The 19,909-nt window shown below is 30.0% G+C and carries 21 protein-coding genes and 1 tRNA gene; 15 read left to right on the top strand and 7 right to left on the bottom strand.

Going from position 1 to position 19,909, the window contains the following annotated elements; genetic code table 11:
- Positions 1-78 precede the first annotated feature (78 nt).
- A complete protein-coding gene (locus ACIQ56_RS05535) occupies positions 79-435 on the top strand; it encodes a GNAT family N-acetyltransferase (RefSeq protein WP_397600075.1) in 357 nt (118 codons plus the stop codon).
- Between the two features lie 3 nt (positions 436-438).
- On the opposite strand, the gene ACIQ56_RS05530 is transcribed toward ACIQ56_RS05535, so the two are convergent.
- The 7 genes from ACIQ56_RS05530 to ACIQ56_RS05500 all read right to left on the bottom strand — a co-directional run bounded on the left by ACIQ56_RS05530 (position 439) and on the right by ACIQ56_RS05500 (position 6,813).
- On the bottom strand, positions 439-864 hold the full coding sequence (locus ACIQ56_RS05530) for a universal stress protein (RefSeq protein WP_397600074.1): 426 nt from the start codon (positions 862-864) through the stop codon (positions 439-441).
- 142 nt (positions 865-1,006) lie between these two features.
- Complete coding sequence (locus ACIQ56_RS05525) at positions 1,007-2,512, bottom strand: redoxin family protein (protein WP_397600073.1); 1,506 nt, start codon at positions 2,510-2,512, stop codon at positions 1,007-1,009.
- Positions 2,513-2,551: 39 nt separating this feature from the next.
- Positions 2,552-2,986: a hypothetical protein gene (locus ACIQ56_RS05520; protein WP_397600072.1), complete on the bottom strand. Its 435-nt coding sequence runs from the start codon at positions 2,984-2,986 to the stop codon at positions 2,552-2,554.
- A 44-nt stretch (positions 2,987-3,030) separates the two neighbouring features.
- Positions 3,031-3,771, bottom strand: a complete 741-nt coding sequence (locus ACIQ56_RS05515) for an ATP-binding cassette domain-containing protein (RefSeq protein WP_397600071.1) — start codon at positions 3,769-3,771, stop codon at positions 3,031-3,033.
- A complete protein-coding gene (locus ACIQ56_RS05510; RefSeq protein ID WP_397600070.1) occupies positions 3,768-4,781 on the bottom strand; it encodes a FecCD family ABC transporter permease in 1,014 nt (337 codons plus the stop codon). The genes ACIQ56_RS05515 and ACIQ56_RS05510 overlap by 4 nt, the downstream gene beginning before the upstream one ends.
- A 2-nt stretch (positions 4,782-4,783) precedes the next feature.
- The gene (locus ACIQ56_RS05505; protein ID WP_397600069.1) at positions 4,784-5,602 is read right to left on the bottom strand and encodes a helical backbone metal receptor; all 819 of its coding nucleotides are present in this window, start codon (positions 5,600-5,602) and stop codon (positions 4,784-4,786) included.
- The gene (locus ACIQ56_RS05500) at positions 5,599-6,813 is read right to left on the bottom strand and encodes an RNA polymerase factor sigma-32 (protein ID WP_397600068.1); all 1,215 of its coding nucleotides are present in this window, start codon (positions 6,811-6,813) and stop codon (positions 5,599-5,601) included. The genes ACIQ56_RS05505 and ACIQ56_RS05500 overlap by 4 nt, the downstream gene beginning before the upstream one ends.
- A gap of 29 nt (positions 6,814-6,842) precedes the next feature.
- Here ACIQ56_RS05500 and ACIQ56_RS05495 point away from each other — a divergent pair, with 29 nt between their 5' ends.
- The 14 genes from ACIQ56_RS05495 (at position 6,843) to ACIQ56_RS05430 (ending at position 19,800) form a co-directional block, all read left to right on the top strand.
- Positions 6,843-7,826, top strand: a complete 984-nt coding sequence (locus ACIQ56_RS05495) for a diacylglycerol/lipid kinase family protein (protein ID WP_397600067.1) — start codon at positions 6,843-6,845, stop codon at positions 7,824-7,826.
- Between the two features lie 26 nt (positions 7,827-7,852).
- Positions 7,853-8,614 carry a GNAT family N-acetyltransferase gene (locus ACIQ56_RS05490; protein ID WP_397600066.1) on the top strand — a complete coding sequence of 254 codons (762 nt, stop codon included), beginning with the start codon at positions 7,853-7,855 and terminating at the stop codon, positions 8,612-8,614.
- Positions 8,615-8,656: 42 nt separating this feature from the next.
- On the top strand, positions 8,657-10,999 hold the full coding sequence (locus ACIQ56_RS05485) for an ATP-dependent helicase (protein ID WP_397600065.1): 2,343 nt from the start codon (positions 8,657-8,659) through the stop codon (positions 10,997-10,999).
- 27 nt (positions 11,000-11,026) lie between these two features.
- Positions 11,027-11,698, top strand: a complete 672-nt coding sequence (gene rpe / locus ACIQ56_RS05480) for a ribulose-phosphate 3-epimerase (protein WP_397600064.1) — start codon at positions 11,027-11,029, stop codon at positions 11,696-11,698.
- 45 nt (positions 11,699-11,743) lie between these two features.
- Positions 11,744-12,748 (top strand): polyprenyl synthetase family protein, encoded by a 1,005-nt coding sequence (locus ACIQ56_RS05475; protein WP_397600063.1) that lies wholly within the window; start codon positions 11,744-11,746, stop codon positions 12,746-12,748.
- A 1-nt stretch (position 12,749) separates the two neighbouring features.
- Complete coding sequence (locus tag ACIQ56_RS05470) at positions 12,750-14,081, top strand: M16 family metallopeptidase (RefSeq protein ID WP_397600062.1); 1,332 nt, start codon at positions 12,750-12,752, stop codon at positions 14,079-14,081.
- 5 nt (positions 14,082-14,086) lie between these two features.
- The gene (locus ACIQ56_RS05465) at positions 14,087-14,992 is read left to right on the top strand and encodes an isopenicillin N synthase family dioxygenase (RefSeq protein ID WP_397600061.1); all 906 of its coding nucleotides are present in this window, start codon (positions 14,087-14,089) and stop codon (positions 14,990-14,992) included.
- A 76-nt stretch (positions 14,993-15,068) separates the two neighbouring features.
- The gene (locus ACIQ56_RS05460; RefSeq protein ID WP_397600060.1) at positions 15,069-16,037 is read left to right on the top strand and encodes an ABC transporter ATP-binding protein; all 969 of its coding nucleotides are present in this window, start codon (positions 15,069-15,071) and stop codon (positions 16,035-16,037) included.
- A 13-nt stretch (positions 16,038-16,050) separates the two neighbouring features.
- Positions 16,051-16,821 carry a nitroreductase family protein gene (locus tag ACIQ56_RS05455; protein WP_397600059.1) on the top strand — a complete coding sequence of 257 codons (771 nt, stop codon included), beginning with the start codon at positions 16,051-16,053 and terminating at the stop codon, positions 16,819-16,821.
- 6 nt (positions 16,822-16,827) lie between these two features.
- A complete protein-coding gene (locus ACIQ56_RS05450) occupies positions 16,828-17,835 on the top strand; it encodes an ABC transporter ATP-binding protein (RefSeq protein WP_397600058.1) in 1,008 nt (335 codons plus the stop codon).
- A gap of 90 nt (positions 17,836-17,925) precedes the next feature.
- Entirely contained in the window at positions 17,926-19,119 is a 1,194-nt protein-coding gene (locus ACIQ56_RS05445; protein WP_397600057.1) for a 4-hydroxyphenylpyruvate dioxygenase family protein, read from the top strand.
- Between the two features lie 106 nt (positions 19,120-19,225).
- Positions 19,226-19,354: a hypothetical protein gene (locus ACIQ56_RS05440; protein ID WP_272914816.1), complete on the top strand. Its 129-nt coding sequence runs from the start codon at positions 19,226-19,228 to the stop codon at positions 19,352-19,354.
- Positions 19,355-19,376: 22 nt separating this feature from the next.
- Positions 19,377-19,466: transfer RNA gene (locus ACIQ56_RS05435), tRNA-Ser, on the top strand.
- A gap of 178 nt (positions 19,467-19,644) precedes the next feature.
- The gene (locus ACIQ56_RS05430) at positions 19,645-19,800 is read left to right on the top strand and encodes a hypothetical protein (protein ID WP_397600056.1); all 156 of its coding nucleotides are present in this window, start codon (positions 19,645-19,647) and stop codon (positions 19,798-19,800) included.
- Positions 19,801-19,909 lie beyond the last annotated feature (109 nt).

Raw genomic sequence — 19,909 nt, 5'->3', positions numbered from 1 at the left:
TTGGTTACCTTGGAATTATCTTGATACTATCAACAAAATCAAAAACCACTCTCTATAAAAAATTTAATTCCATTCATTGTGTTTGTAAAATGCACTTATTGGGAGGACACTTCTGAATCCGAAAAAATTATAGGAACTATTGGACTCCTTCCTAAAAATCCTAAATTACCAAATCAATATGAACTTGGTTTTGTATTAGGGGAAACAAGGTGGGGAAAAGGATACGCATATGAAGCAGCAACTGCTTTAATATCATTTACAAATAAAAACTATAAAATAGAAAAAATTTTAGCTTATTGTGCTACACAAAATATATTTAGTTTTAAATTACTGGAAAAGATTGGGATGCAAAGAGAAGGAATAATAAAAAAACATCTTTTAAAAAATGGAAATTATTTTGACTCTTATATTTATACTTTAATAAATGAAAAATAATATTTAATTTAAAATTAAAACATCACAATGAATTTTATTTGCAATGTAATTTGCTGTTGAACCTAGCATTCCAATAAAGGAATGGTGATGGCCAGCAATAATAACTAAATCAATATTTAATTCTTTAGCAAAAGCAACAATACCCTCTTTAGGATCAGCAAAAAAAACGTGAATATTTTGCTTTTCTACATTTAAATCAGCAACAAGTTTATTCATTTTTTGCTCTGCATCTTGAATGGCTTCTTTTTCAAGATCGATATTTACAGGATAGTAGTAACCATGAACAGGAATAGATGCCACAGGACTTACGGCATGGCAGATATGTACTTCCGCATTAAATGCGCTAGAAAGAGGAATTGCTTTTTGAAAAGACTTGATACTCGCTTCTGAAAAATCAGTACATATTAATATTTTTTTATATGCAGACATAAACCTGTTCCTTTATCTGAGATAGTAAAAACTTATTCAAGGAATAAGAAATAAAATCATTCATTATTTTATATTTTTTTTATAAATTATTCAAGGCAATTATAAGATATTTAAATAACAATTAGAATTATAGAATAACATTTTATACTAAATTTACATTTAAATTATTTTTTGGATAGTCTGCTATTCTTGCAAATGGACCTTCAAATATTTGTTTTACTAATGTTACATTTAAAGAATCTATATCTTCTTTTTGTGATATCTCATTCTCATGAATGATTAGGATACGATGAGAGTTTGTATCCGTTATGATTAAATTTCCATTGAACCAAGTAATACCAGATGGTTCATTTAAACTTTCAGATAAAGGAACTGTGCCTAAATAATCCTTGCCTACAGAATAAATTCTCATCGCATTATTATAGGAATCTAATATATATAAGTTTTGTGATTTAGGGCTCCAAGCACAACTTAAAGGATGCTGCATTTTTGCTTCTGCGCCAAGGCCATCTGAAAAACCAAAATCAAAAAGCCCCCCACCAACAAGACTCACTATCATCGTTTTTCCTGTTTCATTCCAATTTTTAATAATAAGTCGAATAGAGCTAGTCTCACTATCTGTAAAAGCAAGAACAGTATCAGAAACAGCAGAAACACCGGAAGGTTCTGCCAGAGCAGCAAACGAAGCGGGCCCATCTAAAAGATCTTCTCGTCCTGAACCAGCAATATGTGAAACAGAATCATCTTTAACTATGTATTGTACTATTTGATTGCTCCCAGAGCATGAAATGGCCAGATGATTTCCCCATACACAAACATCAGCAGGACAATTTAACGGAGCTAGTTTTGCATCATATTCTGAACGCGCTTCGAATAAACCTTTTTCACCTTTACCAGCAAGAACTCTATATTTTCTTTGAGGCTTTCCTTCTAAATCAAATGCAATAACCCGATGATGTCCTGAATCACAAACAATGAGCTCTTCTTTCCAAATACAACAACCTAATGGCGAAGAAAGAATGCCTTCACCAAAAGAAGTTACAAATTTTCCTTCATGATTTAATTGAACAATTCTGTTATTAAACGTATCTGAAATAAAATAAAATACGTTTGAATTTATTTCTGTAGCTACTGCTTTTGTAGGATATCTAAAATTAAATTTATCGTCTATTGTTCCCCAATTACTTAATTGGACTTGAGGTAAATTTTTATTTAAAATTAATGATGAAATTTGTTCCTTTAAAAACTCATATTTATTTTCACCTGTTGTTGAATTAAATATTTTTCCTTCACAATCAATTATTACAAAAGTAGGCCAACTTCGAATAGCAAACTTTTTTGATATTTGCATGTCTTCATCAACAATAACAGGGTGATTTATATTTAATCTATGGCAGGCTTCTTTTACATTATTATAATCTTGTTCATGAAAGAATTTAGCATTTTGAACCCCAATAACGACCAATCCTTTTTTACTAAATTCATCTTCTAATTTTTTTAATTCAGCTAATACTTCTAGACAGTTTACACTACAAAAAGTCCAAAAGTGTAATAAAATAGGATGTCCTTTAAAATGTTCAAGGCTTAAAGAAGATTCCGAATTTATCCACTTAAACTCTGGAGGAAACTCTGGAGCATTTACCGGCATCATGGCACCCATAATAGTAAAGGTGAAATTAAAGCATATTTACTTTGTTCTGATTTGACTAAATAGCCCTCTAATTAAATTATAATCCATTTTCAAACCAGAAATTCCTTTTTTTCTAAATATATTGAAAATTTTTGGCAAAAAAATGACAAACATAATTAAACCTATTATTAATAGAAATAAAAGTCCTAATATTATAAAGGGAAGTAATAATATAATTTTTAAAATAGATGGCTTTTTTAATTTGATATTAGAATTGTTTCCAAAGGAATAATAGAAAGATTTAAATTTTTGTTGTTGACTTTCAGAAGAATAAAACTCTTGATCTGAAAAATGATATTCATTCACTTTTTTTATACTATTACTTTGATTCTCATTCAAATTAGAATTTGAATTATTAGTAAGAGTACTTTCTTCATTAACAAATTCAGCATCAATAATATCATTCTTTTTATTTAAATTATTTTCATTCACTAAAAATTCCTTTCAATAATTGGATTTGAGAATAAAAATATTTTTTATTCTAATGAGCTTCGAATTCCATATAATTTTTGTGCGATATTTGACCTCCAAAAAAAATTAGAATCCGAATTCCAAACCCATAATCCATCACTTAATGCACATATTTTATTTGCAATCTCTTTAGCAAAAAATAAGTCGTGTGAAGTGATAAAAATGATTGATTGATTTTCACGAGCGTATAATTTACATTTATAAATTAAGTCATGCTTGTGTCTTGCGTCTAAATCACTTTCAGGCTCATCTAAAAAAAGTACTTTTGCCTTACTAGCCCAAATTCTGGCCAATTGTACTCTTTTCCACTCACCGCCACTTAAATCAACCAATTCCGTATTTTTTAAGTGCATTAAATCAAAATCTCTTAAAATGTTATCATAGTCAATAGAAAGGTCATTTGATAAATAACTCGTATTCCTATTTATAAAATTACTCAATGATATAAACTCAATAACGTTAAAATTTTCAGGTCGAATAAGTTGTTGCGGCAACCAAGAGATTGATTTCACTTTTTTATGACTTTTTAATGAATCATCCTGAGATTTTAATAAAGAGATTTGACCACAACTTGGCTCCAATAAACCTGCGCAAACCTTTAACAAAGTACTTTTACCAGCACCATTATTGCCAAGCAAACAGATAATATCTCCGCCAGTATACTCAAAACTAACGTTTCGAAATAATATTTTACCGCTTTTTACAGCATAAGCAAGATCTAATGACTTTAAGAAAATAGGAGTCATATTTTATGCCTCTTTAAAAGAATAAAAGAAAGCATAGGAGCTCCTAAAATTGCTGTAAAAATGCCTACTGATAATTGTGCTGGAGAAAATAAAGATCTTGATAAAGTATCTGCATTTACTAGAACAATAGCACCTAAAATCATACAAATAATGATTTCAAAATGGGATGAAAATCTATGAATTTTTCTAATGATATGTGGAATAATTAAACCAATAAAAGCAATAATTCCAGAAGTTGACACTGCCAAAGAAATAAGAATACAAATCATTAATATTGAGCTATTTCTTAATTTTACAGGATTAATTCCCATTGATTTTGCAAAATCATCTCCAAATAACATATAATCATAAAATTTTGATTTTTTTAAAATATAGTAAATTGGGTAAATAGATAAAGTAACTATAAATAATAAAGGATAAATTGATATCGGCTGCAAAGATCCCATTAAAAAATTATGAATTTCTGATAATTGCTCTGGTTTTGCAAGAGAAAATATCAACATTAATATAGAAGAAAAAAATGAATTTATAATAATTCCGATTACTGGGAAAATATAATCATCATTTAAATTTTTTATATTTTTTCTAGCTAAAATTAAAATTATAAATGAAAACATACATCCAATAAATGCAAATATAGATTGTATTGGAAAAAGAATTGTTAAAGGAAGACTTGAAATTATTGGGAGAGAGTTAAAAATAAAAAACAAAGAAGCAAAACAAGAACCACCAGATGATATTCCTAAAATAAAAGGATCTGCTAAAGGATTTCTTAATAGTTTTTGTAGAATATATCCGCACAAAGCTAAAATAGCGCCTATAATTGCAGCTTGTAATAAACCATTTATTCTCAATTCAAGAATTTTAAAGTATAAATCATTATTAGTTTGAATTAAATGTGAACTAAAAATATTTATGTCTGTTGAACCAAAATTGATACTTAAAAATGAAGAAACCAAAAAAATTAAAATATAGATTATAAAAATTTTAAATGAAAAATTTTTTTTCAATGTTATATACTTTCTATAAAATGAATTCCTTCAACAATTCGAGGCCCTGGTCTTACTAAGACATCTTTAGGTAATATTTCTGTATCAATTTTTTTGGTTTCTTCTCCATAAATTTGTTGGATTTTTTGTTTTTGTATTTCTAAACTTTCCTGTTTACTTTTACCTTCAACAGCTCCAACCAAGATTAAATCGGGTCTATTTTTTAATAAAAATTCATTTGAAATAACAGGATACTTGATTACGCTTTTTCCTACAATATTTTTAAGTCCCGATAGTTTAAATAATTCTCCTAACCAAGTTTCTTCACTAATGGAATAAATAGGATTAAATTGTAATATGAGTAAAAAAGATTTATTTTTTTTCTTACCATTTGAAATTTTTTGCAAAGCCTTTTCAATACTACCAGATAGCTCTTTTCCTCTTTCTGAAACTCCTAGGTTATTTGCAATAGTTTGAATTATTATTGGTATATCGGTAGCTTTTTGAGGTTTAACTTGGACTATTTTGATTCCTTTTGTTTTTAAAGAATTTAATTTTTCCATTGGATTACCTTCAGTAGCTAATACAATATTTGTTCCTGAAGAAATGATTCTTTCCATATTTGGATTATTAAAATTACCAACTTTATATACTTTTTTCGCTTGTTCTGGATAATCACATAAAATTGTATTTCCAACCAATTGATTGCCAAGACCTAGTGCATATACAATTTCTGTGAGATTCGGTGCTAGTGAAACAATTTTTTGATTTTTATTTGCAGATGCTTTTGAAATAATTAAAAAATTAAAAATAACAAAAATATAAATAAAAATTATTTTCACCGATTTATTCCTGCTGCAATAATTCTATCTTTAATTTTCTTTATAACTCGTGCTTCAAGCTGCCTTGCTCTTTCTCGAGTAATTCCATATTTATCTCCAACATCTTGAAGAGTAATAGGGTCGTCAGACATAATTCTATTATGAAAAATATAAGCATCTCTTTCATTTAATTCTTTTTCAATAAATGAAACTTCTTTTCGCAATATTTTTAATAGCTGCTCTTTTTCATAGGTAACATCAGCTTCTTCGGAATCTGAAAATAATAAATCAACCTGTCTTGTATCATTATCTTCTCCAACAGGGGTATCTAAGGAAACATCATTTTTAGTTAAACGTTGTTGCATTTCAACAACATCTTGTGGTTGTACACCTATTTTTTCAGCCAACAAATTAGCATCAAATTTCTGAGTTAAAGCATATAATTTTTCAGCTTCTCCTCTAAGTCTGAAAAATAATTTTCTTTGAGCATCGGTAGTACCCATTCTTACAAGACTTTTATTGTCCATTAAAAATTTTAAAATATAAGCTCTTATCCACCATGCACTATATGTTGATAACTTAACACCTCTATATGGATTAAAACGATTAACAGCTTGAACTAATCCTGCATTACCTTCTTGTATTAAATCTAATATTTGTGAATAAGCTCTTCTATATTCCATAGCTATTTTCACTACAAGTCTTAAATTAGAGGTCACAAGACGATTTCTTGATTCAATATCATGCTCTTCATAAGCTTTTATTGCGACTTCTTTTTCTTGCTCTCTTGTCATTAAGGAATATTTACGAAGTTCAGCAAGATATTTTTGTAAAGCGTTTGTAGTTATTAAACCATTTTCTTTACCACCAATTTCAATAGTATCATCAAGGTCTACATCGTCATCATCATCGGTCTCTTCTTCACGAAGGGCGGGAAGTATATCACCGTCGTCTAAAATAACTTCGGTTTCAGAGTCTTTATAATTATCAATATCTATTATATCTTGTCGTTCTTTTGAAGATTCTTCTGTATAATCATCTTCATCTAAAACTTCTGCATCAAGCAGATCCGTTTTTTTTGATTTGGAGTTCAGATTTGTTTTTATATGGTTGTTTTTTAATTTCTGTTTGCTCTGTCCAGAAACTCGAACAAAAGATTTTTTATTTGTTTTATTTGAATCATCTGTTTGCTTTTCTTCATCAGTTATCACAATCTCTTTCTTACGAGTCATAGGGCTTACTCCCTGAAAAGGAATCCACAATGCTCAGAGTCGGAATCATTTCCAACCCTTTTGCAAAAATTATCAAACATAATCCTGAGTACAATACGCGCCTCTGGTATACTTTGGCCAATTATGGGCAACTTGAAGTCACTCGTTCTATTGAGCAACTAAATCAAGTTTGCCAAGAATTTAGTGCAAGAAAAATAAATCTTGTTGGGATTGTTGGCGGTGATGGAAGCATTAGTTTAACTCTTTCAGCCATTTTAAAAGCCTATGGGCCTAATAATCTTCCAAAAATTCTTCTCCTAAAAGGCGGAACAATCAATTTTTTAGCTAAAAATTTAGGCATAAAAACAGAAGCTCTGACTTGCCTAGAAGATACCTTAAAACTCATCAACAAAAAACAAATCATGAATGAAGCTATTCTGAGTACATTGTATGTCAATGGGCGAATTGGATTTATCTTCGCAAATGGAATAGCCACAGCATTTCTTGAAGAGTTTTATAAAGATAAAACAAACTCATTTGGAGCTGCTCTAAAAATGGCTGGATATATTGCTGACGGCCTTTTTAAAGGTAAATTAAATGGCGAATTTCCGCGTTTAGTTAAACAGCAAAATATGAAAATAGAAACAGCACCTTCTCCAATTTGGCAGTCTATTCATAAACTTCATAACACACCAGATGAATTTAGTTTAGTATTTGCTTCAACTGTTCAAAAACTTCCACTTACTTCACATTTTTTTAAAAGGGTTGAATTAGGCGATAATTTTGCTGAAATGATAGCTATTTCCGAAAAAGGGAGAAAACTTATTAAAGGAGCTGTAAAAGCTTTTTTAGGGGGAGATATTTACAATTTTTCTAAAGTTCATTCTGTAAAATTTAAAAAAGCTATATTAACTTGCAATGATAGCACTCTTTATTCGTTAGACGGTGATCTCCTTAATTCAAATGATGGTAAAATTAACATTGAAATGGGACCAAATTTTGTGTTTTGCTCTCCTTACGTTATAGCTAAATAGGCTTATTTAGTTAAAAAAGGGTTTTTATGACAGTGAAAGAAAAAAGAGAAAAAGAAGAAAGTAAGGAAGAAAAGAAAAATCTTGATTCTAAACGTAGCTTTTCTATTCGCGAAATGGAAATCCAAGATTTAGCTGAAGCTTATAATTTAGGTGAAACATGCTTTAGAGCTGATTTATGGCCAATGTTATACAGAGGCTGGGATGAATATGAAGTCACAAGTATGTTTAATACAGATGGTGATTATTGCCTTGTAGCTGAAAATGATGACTTTCAAAAAGGTGAAGATCCTGAAGATGAACGTATTGTAGGTTTTGTTTTAGGAACGGTCATGTCTAAGCCCGGAACAGCTTGGAGCTACGGATATATTGTTTGGTTATGCGCACATCCAAATTGGCAAAGAGAAGGTGTGGCTAGCAAACTTATTGATAAAGTTGTTGAAGCCTTTGTAGAAAATGAAGGTGTTCGCATTATAATGGCAGACACTGACCCTAGTAATAATAGAGCAGTTCAATTTTTTAAGAAAAAAGGATTTGATCAAGAACATCAGCATGTGTTTTTAACTTCAAATATTGAAAACAATCCTCTCTATTCTAATTTACTTCATAAATCGAGAGCAGCCGCTTTAGAGGAACAATATTTAAAAAAAATAAGAAGATTAGCTATTGGTTCTTCTGGTCTAGCAGCTATTAAAAATCTAAAAAGAAAAAATATTAATAGCAAAAATGAGAGTAATAAAAATGTTACGCCAAAACGTAAAAAGAAAAAATCTAAAAAGAAAAAAAAATAAAGTAACATCTTACTCTGCATTTATAAAAGGATAATTTCAATTATGCATAATCAAACAGGGACTCCTGATCTCACTCTTTTAAACAAAGCCCAATATGATGCATGCACACACAAAGATGGCCCTGCAGTTGTTTATGCTGGAGCTGGTAGCGGAAAAACAAGAGTAATTTGCTCAAGAATTGGCTGGTTAATAACTGAGCAAGGCGTTCCGCCTTCTTCCATTTTAGCAGTAACGTTTACCAATAAAGCCGCCAAAGAAATGAAAGAAAGAATTGAAAGTTATATTGGTGGACAAAAATCAAAAAATATTATTGTCTCTACCTTTCACGCATTTTGCGCAAGATTTCTTCGAATTTATTCTCATGAAGCAGGTTATCAACCAGGTTTTACAATATATGACGATAATGATCAAAAAAGTTTATTAAAAGATATTTTAAAACAATTAAATGTTCCAGACAAACTATTATCTTTAAATACTGTTAAATCTAAAATTGATAAAATTAAAAATCAGGGACATACTCCTGAAGAATATTTACAAGAAATAAAAAATAATAAAGATTATACTATAAAAGAAGAAAGAAGCCAGCTAAGAAATTTTGGTGAACATTACGATCCTGAACTTATTCAAAGAGTTTATGAACTATACCAAAGACAAATGAAACAACAAAATGCAATGGACTTTAATGATTTATTATTAATTATGTATAAATTATTAGAAAACAACCCAAATGTCCTTGCTTCATTACAAAATCGCTTTCGTTACTTTTTAATAGACGAATTTCAAGACACAAATCCAATTCAATTTAAATTAATTCGTATTTTAAGTTCGAAAACTAAAAATTTATTTATTGTTGGTGACGATGACCAAAGTATTTATTCCTGGCGAGGAGCTGAACCTTCTTTTATTTTAAATTTTGATAAAGAAAATGAAAATACTAAAGTTTATAAACTAGAAGAAAATTATAGAAGTTCAAATACCATTATTGGCGCTGCTACAGGAGTAATTAAAAATAATTATAAAAGAGCTGATAAATCTATTTTTACTCAAAAAACAAATGGTTCAAAAATTAAGTTTAAATCCTGTGATGATTCTTATTCTGAATCTCGTTTTATTGCCAATGAAATATATTCAGCCATACAAAATGATGAAAAATTTTCCGATTTTTGTATTTTATATAGAACAAATGCGCAAAGCCGTTCTTTAGAAGACGAATTAAGAAGACGTATGATGCCATATATTATTTATGGTTCTGTTCGTTTTTATGAACGAGCCGAAATTAAAATTCTTCTTGCCTATTTAAAATTAATTATAAATCCAACAGATGAAGCGTCTTTTCAAAAAGTAATAAATACTCCAAGAAGAGGTTTTGGTGATAAAGCTTTGCAAAATTTAAAAGACCTTTCTTTAAGTAGAAATGAAACTTTATTAAAAACAATGACTGAAATTGTATATGGATCCATAGAAAACGAAATATCTAGATCTATTTCAGGAATAAAAGAATTTATTATGAGCTATCAAAAATGGCGAAATAATATAAATGAACATAATAAACCTTCTCAAACTTTGGCAGATATAATTTCAGATATTAAATTTGAAGCTTATTTGAAAACAACACATCCTGAAGATTTTGATGAAAGATGGCTTAACGTGATTGAGTTAAGAAACGCAATTATTGAATTTGAAAATTTTGAATATGACGAAGAGTTTATACAAAATGAAAAACCTTTTACAGGATTAGAAAAATTACCTCGTTTTATTGAACAGGCAATGCTTACTATCGAACCAACAGTTGTTAATGTTCAACAAGGTACTGCAAATGCAATCACTTTAATGACAATTCACTCTGCAAAAGGTTTAGAATTTCCAAATATCATCATAGCTGGTTTAGAAGAAGGGGTTCTTCCACATCAAAACTCTCTGGACTCTCCTGAGGCAATTGAAGAAGAGCGTCGCTTAATGTACGTTGCTATTACAAGAGCAAAAAACAAGTTAACAATTACAAATTGCAAAAGAAATAGATATAAAGATTTTTTACCTACCCAAGAAAGCAGATTTATTTCTGAAATTCCTTTTGAATTTATTGATCAAGTTGATGCCATTAATAAAAATATAAAAAAAGAATTCGGTAAGATAAATACTGAAAATAAATTTATAGATAAACCTCGAATATTCAAAGGTGACGATCTTCTTCAAAAAGAAACAAATCACACAAATGAAGACACTCCTACCTGGAGAAAAGGGCAAAGAGTAAATCATAAAGTATTTGGTGAAGGTATCATTCGAGAAATAGAAAAAAGTTCTCAAGGTTATAGACTTAAAATTAAATTTGAAAGAAGTAACGTAGGTGAAAAAACATTAATACACACTTATGTTAATCCTATATAGAATTTTTATATTGAATAAGGTTACAAAATGAAAAAAGAAATTAAAGTTTCTCCGTCTATTGCAGCTGCTAATCTGATGAAATTGGAAGAAGAAGTAAAAAAACTTGAGTCTAGTGGCGCAGATAGTATTCATTTTGATGTAATGGATGGTCACTTTGTACCTCTATTAACCATTGGTGTCCCATTTATTGAGCAAATGCGAAAAATAACAAAAATGACTATTGATGTGCATATTATGGTAACAAACCCAGATCAAGTATTTCAAGACTATCTAGATGCAGGAGCTGACGTTTTATCTTTTCATCAAGAAGTTTCTTTACACCCACACCGCATTTGTATGAAAATAAAAGATGCAGGAAAAAAAGCTGGAATTGCTTTAAATCCTTCAACACATTGGAATACAATTGAATATTTACTTCCTATTCTTGATCAAGTTACGATTATGTCTGTTAATCCTGGGTTTTCAAGACAATCACACATACCTCTTGTTCATAAAAAAATTCATGAACTCTCAAAATTTCGAAAAGAAAATAATTTAAATTTTGAAATTATGGTAGATGGTGGAGTAAATGCAGAAAATATTATGACATTAAAACAATTGGGTACAGATATTGTTGTTGCGGGTGGTGCTGTATTTAATTATGAAAATTACTCTGAAGCGATTCAAAAAATTAAAAAAGCATCTTTAAAGAATGCCTAAATAAATTGACTTAAATAATTTTAACTTTATTAAAGAAGATTAAATATGATACCTAAATTTTACGAACCAATATCTGATGAACTTATCTCTTTAGAAAATAAACTTGTTGAATATTTATTAACTCCAAATGAACCTACAAATCAAGTTTTATCACATATTTTTTCTTCGGGTGGAAAAAGAATAAGACCAGCTATTTTTCTTTTATGCTCTAAATTAATTGGTTATAGTGGAGAAAATAAATTCCCAATTGCTTCCGTATGTGAATATATTCACACTGCAAGTTTATTACATGATGATGTTATAGATAACTCAACACTTAGAAGAAATAAACCTACGGTTAATTCTGTTTGGGGAGATGAAACTGCGGTTTTGTCTGGTGATCTTATTTATTCAGCAGCCTGCAGACTCATGGTCAAAACGAAGAGTTTAGAGCTGATAGATGATTTTGCTGAATGTATTCGATTTATGAGTGAAAGTGAACTTTTTCAATTAGAACTTTTATGGAAACCAAATACAACAATAGATCAATATGAAAGAGTTATTGCAGGAAAAACAGCAGTTCTTTTTCAAGCAAGTGCAAAAACGCCTTGTTACCTTAAAGAAACAAATACTCAAATTTCAAATTATTTTGCAGAATATGGCAAAAATTTAGGTTATGCATTTCAAATATTTGATGATTGTCTCGACTATGAAGGAAAACAAGCTCTTTTAGGCAAACCCGTTTTAAACGATTTGTTTGAAGGCAAAATTACATTACCGCTAATTTATGCTTTAAACTCGCAACACAGTTCTAAAATTAAATTAAATGAACTTGTAAATTCTATTATTGAAACAGGTGAAGCTACAGAGCAAAATAAAGAAACTCTTTTAAGTTTTGTTATCGAAACAGAAGGATTGGAAAAATCTTATAAAGCAGCTGAAAATTATTCAAAAAAAGCAAGAGATGCTCTTCATAAAATAGAAAAAGAATTAAAATTAAATACGGAACAAATTCATGCATTAGAAGCACTTCGTGAAATCTCGTATTTTGTTCTGAATAGAAAGAATTAAAATGAAATTTTTTTCAATAAGTAAACACAATCTAAAAAATGGGTTACATGTACTATATTGCCACACGCCCGATTCCGTTTCATTTGAATTATCTATTCATATAAATACAGGTGCAAGGGATGAGTCTGAAGAAAATAATGGTGTATCCCATTTTTTAGAGCATATGATGTTTCGTGGTTCTAAAAAATATCCGAATTCACTTTCTCTTTCAAAAGCTATGGAGTCTTTTGGTAGTGAAACAAATGCAATGACAGGGATAGAACATACAACTTATTGGTTAAAAGGTGATTCTGAGAGAACAATTGAAGCAATTGAATGTTTTTCTGATTTCTTTTTGCATCCAAATTATGCTGATTTAGAAATAGAACGTTCTGTTATTTTACAAGAAATGGCTTCTGATTTTAATGAATCTGGAGATAGTATTGATACAGAATCTTTATCTATGTCTACATTATTTTCAAATCATCCATTAGGAAATCCTATTATTGGTAACGAAGATGTAGTCAAAAAAATATCAGAAAAAGAATTATCAGAAAAAAGAAGAAATTTTTATACACCAGAACATTGTATAATAACAATTAATACTTCTTATTCTGAAATTGAAACAATTAAAGCTCTTGAAGCTTATTTTGGACATTTTTGGGATCACACAAAACAATCTAATCCAAATAGAGTAACAGCTGAAAATACGATACCCTCTCTTTCTAAATTAAGAAAACCACAAAATGCGTTATGTTTACAAAATAATCCGGATAATCAATTTGCTGTAAAAATGATATTTCCTACAATTGGTGGTCTATCAAGAGATATTGTTTTAATTACCTTTTTACAAAGAATTCTTGATGATGGAATTTGCACAAGATTGCCAGCAAATATAAGAGAAAAACATGGATTAGTTTATGATATTAGTTGTGATACTCAATTTTTCAATGAGATAGGAACTTTTAGTATAGACGCCACAGTCTCTGAAGATCGATTAAACGACTTACTTGAAAAATTAGCCAGCGAATTAAAAACAATTATTTCAGAGTATCCCCTAAAAGATGAAATAGAGCATATTAAATTTAGATATTGTTTTGATTTAAAACAAATTAAAGAAACACCATCACGTTTATTAAACAGAGAAGTATCTTCTTATTTTATGAACTCTAATTTGTCCGTAGATGATGAAATTGATATTGTTAAATCTATAACGCAAGAACAAATTTTAGACACCGCTAAAAAAGTCTTCGGCGCTGCTCGAAGAGGATTCGTTTTAATTGGCCCTAAAGCAAGAAGGAAAAGAGACTTAGTAGAAAAACTATTAAGTATTTTTGATAATATCGGAGAATAATATTTATGTCTAAGGTTCCATTAACAAATATAAAACAATATACAGAAGGCTCTCTTAAAGAAAAAAAAGAGTTTATAAATATTTTTGGCAAAGCAATTCAAGAATTTGGTTTTGTTATTATTGAAGGCCATGAGGTTCCAAACAAATTAATTGAAGATTGTTATGATCAAATTATTCAATTATTTGAATTGCCAAATAATATGAAATCGAAATATATTGAAGACGGTGGATTGGGTCAAAGAGGTTATGTTAGTTTTGGTTTAGAACATGCTAAAAACAACAACAAAGGTGATCTAAAAGAATTTTGGCATATTGGAAGAGAATATTATGAAAATAAAGATCTTGAATTAAAAAGCGCAAAAAATATTTGGCCTGTAAAAGAATTACCAAATTTTAAAGATAAATTAACAACTTTATATTCTTCTCTGGATAAAATATCTCTTGTATTGCTTTCTGCTATTTCAGAGTATTTAGGAATTCCAAAAAATACTCTTCCTAATATGGCAAAAGATGGAAATACTGTTTTAAGGGCGTTACATTATCCCCCTGTTACTGGAGATCAATTTAATTCTGGAGCAATTCGTGCTGCAGCCCATGAAGATATCAATTTAATTACGATACTTTGTGAAGCAACGGAAGGTGGGCTTGAAATATTAACCCGACAAGGAAAATGGCTTGAAATCCAAAGCCAAAAGGGCCAAATGATCGTAGATTCTGGAGATATGTTATCAAGAATTACAAATGAAATCATCCCCTCCACAACACATCGAGTTGTGAATCCTATTAATGCAAAAAATGTTTCACGATACTCATTGCCATTTTTTGTTCATGCATATGAAAACTGTGAACTCAATATTTTAGATAAATGTGTTTCTCCATCAAGATCAGCAAAATCCCCCCCCCTATCTTAGCAAATGAATTTTTGTTACAAAGGTTAAGGGAAATAGGCTTGGGTAAAAAAATATAAAATCTATTTGGAGTTTTAAAGTGAAAGACGAAACCGTTCTGGCAGTTGAAAATTTGGTAACAAGTTTTAAAGTATCAGGACGCGAAATTAATGCTGTTGATAATTGTTCCTTTACTGTAAAAAAAGGAAAAACATTAGGAATTGTAGGCGAATCTGGTTGTGGCAAAAGTGTAACCAGTTTATCTTTAATGAGATTAATTCCAAATCCTCCCGGTAAAATTGTTTCTGGAAATATTATTTTTGAAAATAAAAATTTATTGACTTTATCTGAAAAAGAAATGAGAGCCGTTCGCGGTAATAAAATTTCAATGATTTTCCAAGAACCTATGACAAGTTTAAATCCTGTTTATACTATTGGAAATCAAATTGCAGAGGTTTTTACTTTACACAAAGGAGCAACACGAAAAGAAGCTCGAGATCTTTCAATTGAAATGCTTAAACTCGTAAGAATTCCATCTCCTGAAAAAAGAATTGATGATTACCCTCACCAATTATCAGGTGGGATGCGTCAAAGAGTGATGATAGCAATTGCCCTTGCTTGTAAACCTTCACTTTTAATTGCAGATGAGCCTACAACAGCTTTAGACGTAACAATTCAGGCTCAAATCCTTGCTCTAATGAATAATTTACAAAAAGAAACTGGGATGTCTACTATTTTAATTACACATGATCTTGGTGTTGTTGCAGAAACTTGTGATGATGTTGTAGTAATGTATGCGGGAAAAATTGTAGAAAAATCTTCTATAAAAGAATTATTTGAAAACCCAAAACACCCCTATACAATTGGTTTACTAAATTCAATTCCAAAATTAGGTGAAAAAAAACACAGATTAAATACCATTCCTGGAATTGTTCCCTCTTTATCAAATTTACCTAAAGGTTGTCGTTTTCAAGACAGATGTTCTTTAGTTTCAGATGAATGTAAAATAAAAGAACCCGAATTAAAAACTTTAAAAAATGATAAACAAGTCTCATGCTTTAAGGCTTAGGAGATAATAAATTATGTCAAAAAATATTTTTAATACCATTCCAACTAAAATTTATGAAGAAGCAAACCCTAAAATAAATTCGGAAGAATTTAAAAAAGTTATTACCTCTAGAAGAAGTGTACGAGTTTTTACAAAGACATCTATTCCTGAAAATATAATGAATGAATGTTTAGATCTTGCTCTTCTTGCCCCGAATTCATCTAACTTGCAGCCTTGGGAGTTTTATTGGGTGCGAAGTAAAGATAAAAAACAAGAACTAGTTAAAGCATGTTTATCCCAGCCAGCAGCAAGCACAGCTGCTGAATTAATTGTGTGTGTTGCTCGTACAAATACATGGAAACAAAATGCAAAAAAAATGTTGAACTTGCTCGAAAGCCAAGGAGATAAAGTTCCAAAAACAGCAATAGATTATTATAAAAAAATTGTTCCTTTAGCTTATACTCAAGGGTTTTTAAGTATTATTGGAACTATAAAAAAACCAATTTTATATATTAGAGGATTAAAAACACCAACGCCTCGAAATCCTGTTTCAAATAGTGATATGGTATTATGGGCAACAAAAACATGTGCACTTGCAGCAGAAAATCTTATGTTAGCTTTAAGGGCGCATTCTTTTGATTCATGTCCAATGGAAGGATTTGATGCGAAAAGAATTCAAAAAATACTTAAACTTCCAAAAGATGCTTATGTTGTCATGGTAATTGGAGCAGGTGAAAAAGCACCAAATGGTGTTTATGGTCCACGAATTCGTTTTGAAAGAAGTTCCTTTATTAAAGAGGTTTAAAATAATATGTCTACAGATTATATTTTACAGATTCATAATTTGGTAAAATATTTTCCAATTAATGGTGGAATTTTAGGCAAACAAATAGCAAAAGTACACGCGGTGGATGATGTTACTTTCACACTTGAAAAAGGAAAAACTTTAGGTCTCGTTGGTGAATCGGGATGTGGAAAAAGTACTCTTGGAAGGACAATTCTGCGTTTAATCGAACCGACATCGGGTAGTATTATATTTGAAGGAAAAGATATTACAAATATATCTCAAAAAGCTTTACGCCCCCTTAGAAAAGAATTTCAAATTGTTTTTCAAGATCCTTTTGCAAGCCTTAATCCCAGAATGTCTATAAAAGAAATATTATCTGAACCTTTTGAGATTCATAATTTATATAAAAATAAAAATGAACGTCTTGATAAAATTGTTTCTTTATTAAAAGAAGTTGGATTAAGCCCCGAATCAATTGATAGATATCCGCATGAGTTTTCTGGTGGACAAAGGCAAAGAATAGGTATTGCTCGCGCTCTTTCGTTAAATCCAAAAATTATTATATGCGATGAACCTGTAAGTGCTTTAGATGTTTCTATCCAAAGCCAAATATTAAATCTTATGATGGATCTTCGTGATAAATATAAATTATCTTATATATTTATCGCACATGATTTATCTGTAATAGAACATATTTCAGATAATGTAGCCGTCATGTATTTAGGAAAAATAGTAGAATATACTTCATCTGAAAACTTATATAAAAATCCTTTGCATCCTTACACACAAGCTTTGATATCCAGTATTCCAAGACATAATATTGTTGAAAAAAGAGAACGACAAGTATTGCAAGGTGACATTCCAAGCCCTATCAATCCACCAAGTGGTTGTCGATTTCATACAAGATGCCCTTTTGCAAAAGAAATATGTACAAATGAAGTTCCTATTTTAAAAAATTTGGGAACAACAGAAAATCCACATCTTGTTTCATGTCACTTTAGCAAAGAAATTAAAGATAAAAAAATAAATTAAATATTATTTCAAATCATTAAATAAACAAATTCTTTACTTTAAAAAAAATTTGATCCAATATCTCTTGATATTTAATCAGGAGGTACCGCTATGAAAAATGAAAATAAATCACTTGGTCTTATTGGTTATCATTCTATTCAATATTTTACGCGCGATATTAAATCTTGCGTTCATTGGCATAAAGAAAAATTTGGTTTCGAAGAAATAGCAAAATCAACATCAAATTGGGAAAAACGTCATGGAATGCGTGCAATTGTCCTTTTAGGAGCAGGAAAACTTGGCTGGATAATTACGGAGCCAATAGAAAAATCATCGACTGCTGGTAGATATTTAACAAATCATCCCGATGGAATTGCCTATTTAAATTTTAGAGTTAAAAATATAAAAAATACAGCCGAATTTCTATTAGATAGAAAAGCTTCCATTCTTTACGATATTGAAAGCCATTCATCTCCTCATGATGGTTCATGGCGAGAAACTTCTATCGCTACAGCAATTGATGATGTTGGATTTCGTTTTATAGAGGAAAATAATTTTGATCAATTTGCCCCAGGTTTTGAATGGACAAATAAAAATGCTAAAACAAAATTAAATGAAATTGGTTTAGATTTAGGCATAGATCATGTTACATGCAATGGACGTTCCATGCATGCGATAACAGAGTTTTATAGACACTGCATGGGTTTTGAGCAGTATTGGGGTATTGAATTTCATACCACTCATCATAGACCAGAATTAGGAACAGGCTCTGGGTTAGAAAGTATTGTGATGTGGGATAAAGAAAGCGGCATTAAATTTGCAACCAATCAACCCTTAGCGCCCTATTTTAATAATTCTCAAATTCAAATTTATGTAGAAGATAACAGAGGATCGGGCATTCAGCATATCGCATTTGGCACTAAAAATATCATTCAAACTGTTGAGAAACTAAGAGAAAGAGGAACGGTTTTTCTAGAAGCTTCTGATAAATACTATGAACTATTACCTGATCGTATGAAACAAATGAATTTGCAAAAAATAAATGAACCATATGATATTGTTAGAAAAAACAATATTTTATTAGACGGATCTAACGGCAAATATCTTCTTCAAATATTCATGAAAGAGCAGTGTGTTCAATTGAATAACAAAACAGCAGGGCCTTTTTTCTATGAAATTATTCAAAGAGAAGGTGATGAAAGCTTTGGAGAAGGTAATTTTAAGGCTCTTTTTGATAGTATTGAAAAACAGCAAGTCTCTGATCATAGGCAAGAAATGAGAGAAAGAATCGATTCTCTTTGTTAATCTTATTTTTTTTTAAAAGAACTTGCGAAGCTCCTATACACATGTTACAGGTCAGCTTCTGTATTAGAGAAGTTACAACCTTCTCAACCTAAATGAGGAGATTAAAATGGGTAAGAAAGATAACCGTCGTACTTTTAAAATGAAAAGAAAAAAAGCTCAGGCTGCTAAAAAAGCACGCATTAAAGCAAAAATAGTAGCTTCTAAGACAACAAAAAAATCTGCTACTAAAAAGTAATTTTAATTAAAAGATTTTATTTGGAGAGATGGCCGAGTGGCTTAAGGCGGCGGTCTTGAAAACCGTTGTAGGTGTGAGCCTACCGGGGGTTCGAATCCCTCTCTCTCCGCCATAAAAAACCCCCTTCTTAATCCTTTAAGAAGGGGGTTTTTTATTGTTTGATCTTTTTTTATAAATATAAATATCTTAAAATAGATCTATATGCCTGTCATAATTTTTCTTTTATAGCTTTAATTAAATAATTTAAAAACCTGTTATATTTATAAATAATATTTTTCGGGGATTTTGAAATGTTAATAAAAGTTTTAAGTAGAATTTCTATAATACTTATATTTATGTCATACCCCCTATTTTCTATAGCAAAAGAGTTTGAATTAAAATTATGCTATCCAGATAATGATGCGCCTCCTTGGCAAATAGGAAATGGCGATGTGTCCTCCCAATAAGTGATTTTTACAAAGCATAAATCCAGAATTAAATCTCCTTTTGAGGAGGAGATTTAAATGGAGATGGAAAATAGACTTTTAAAATTGTCAGAGCAAGTTGCTTTTGAAA

This window comes from Silvanigrella sp., assembly GCF_044369315.1.
GTDB lineage: Bacteria > Bdellovibrionota_B > Oligoflexia > Silvanigrellales > Silvanigrellaceae > Silvanigrella.
The sequence above is the reverse complement of the archived record's forward strand: the minus strand, read 5'-3'. Positions and strand labels throughout refer to the sequence as shown.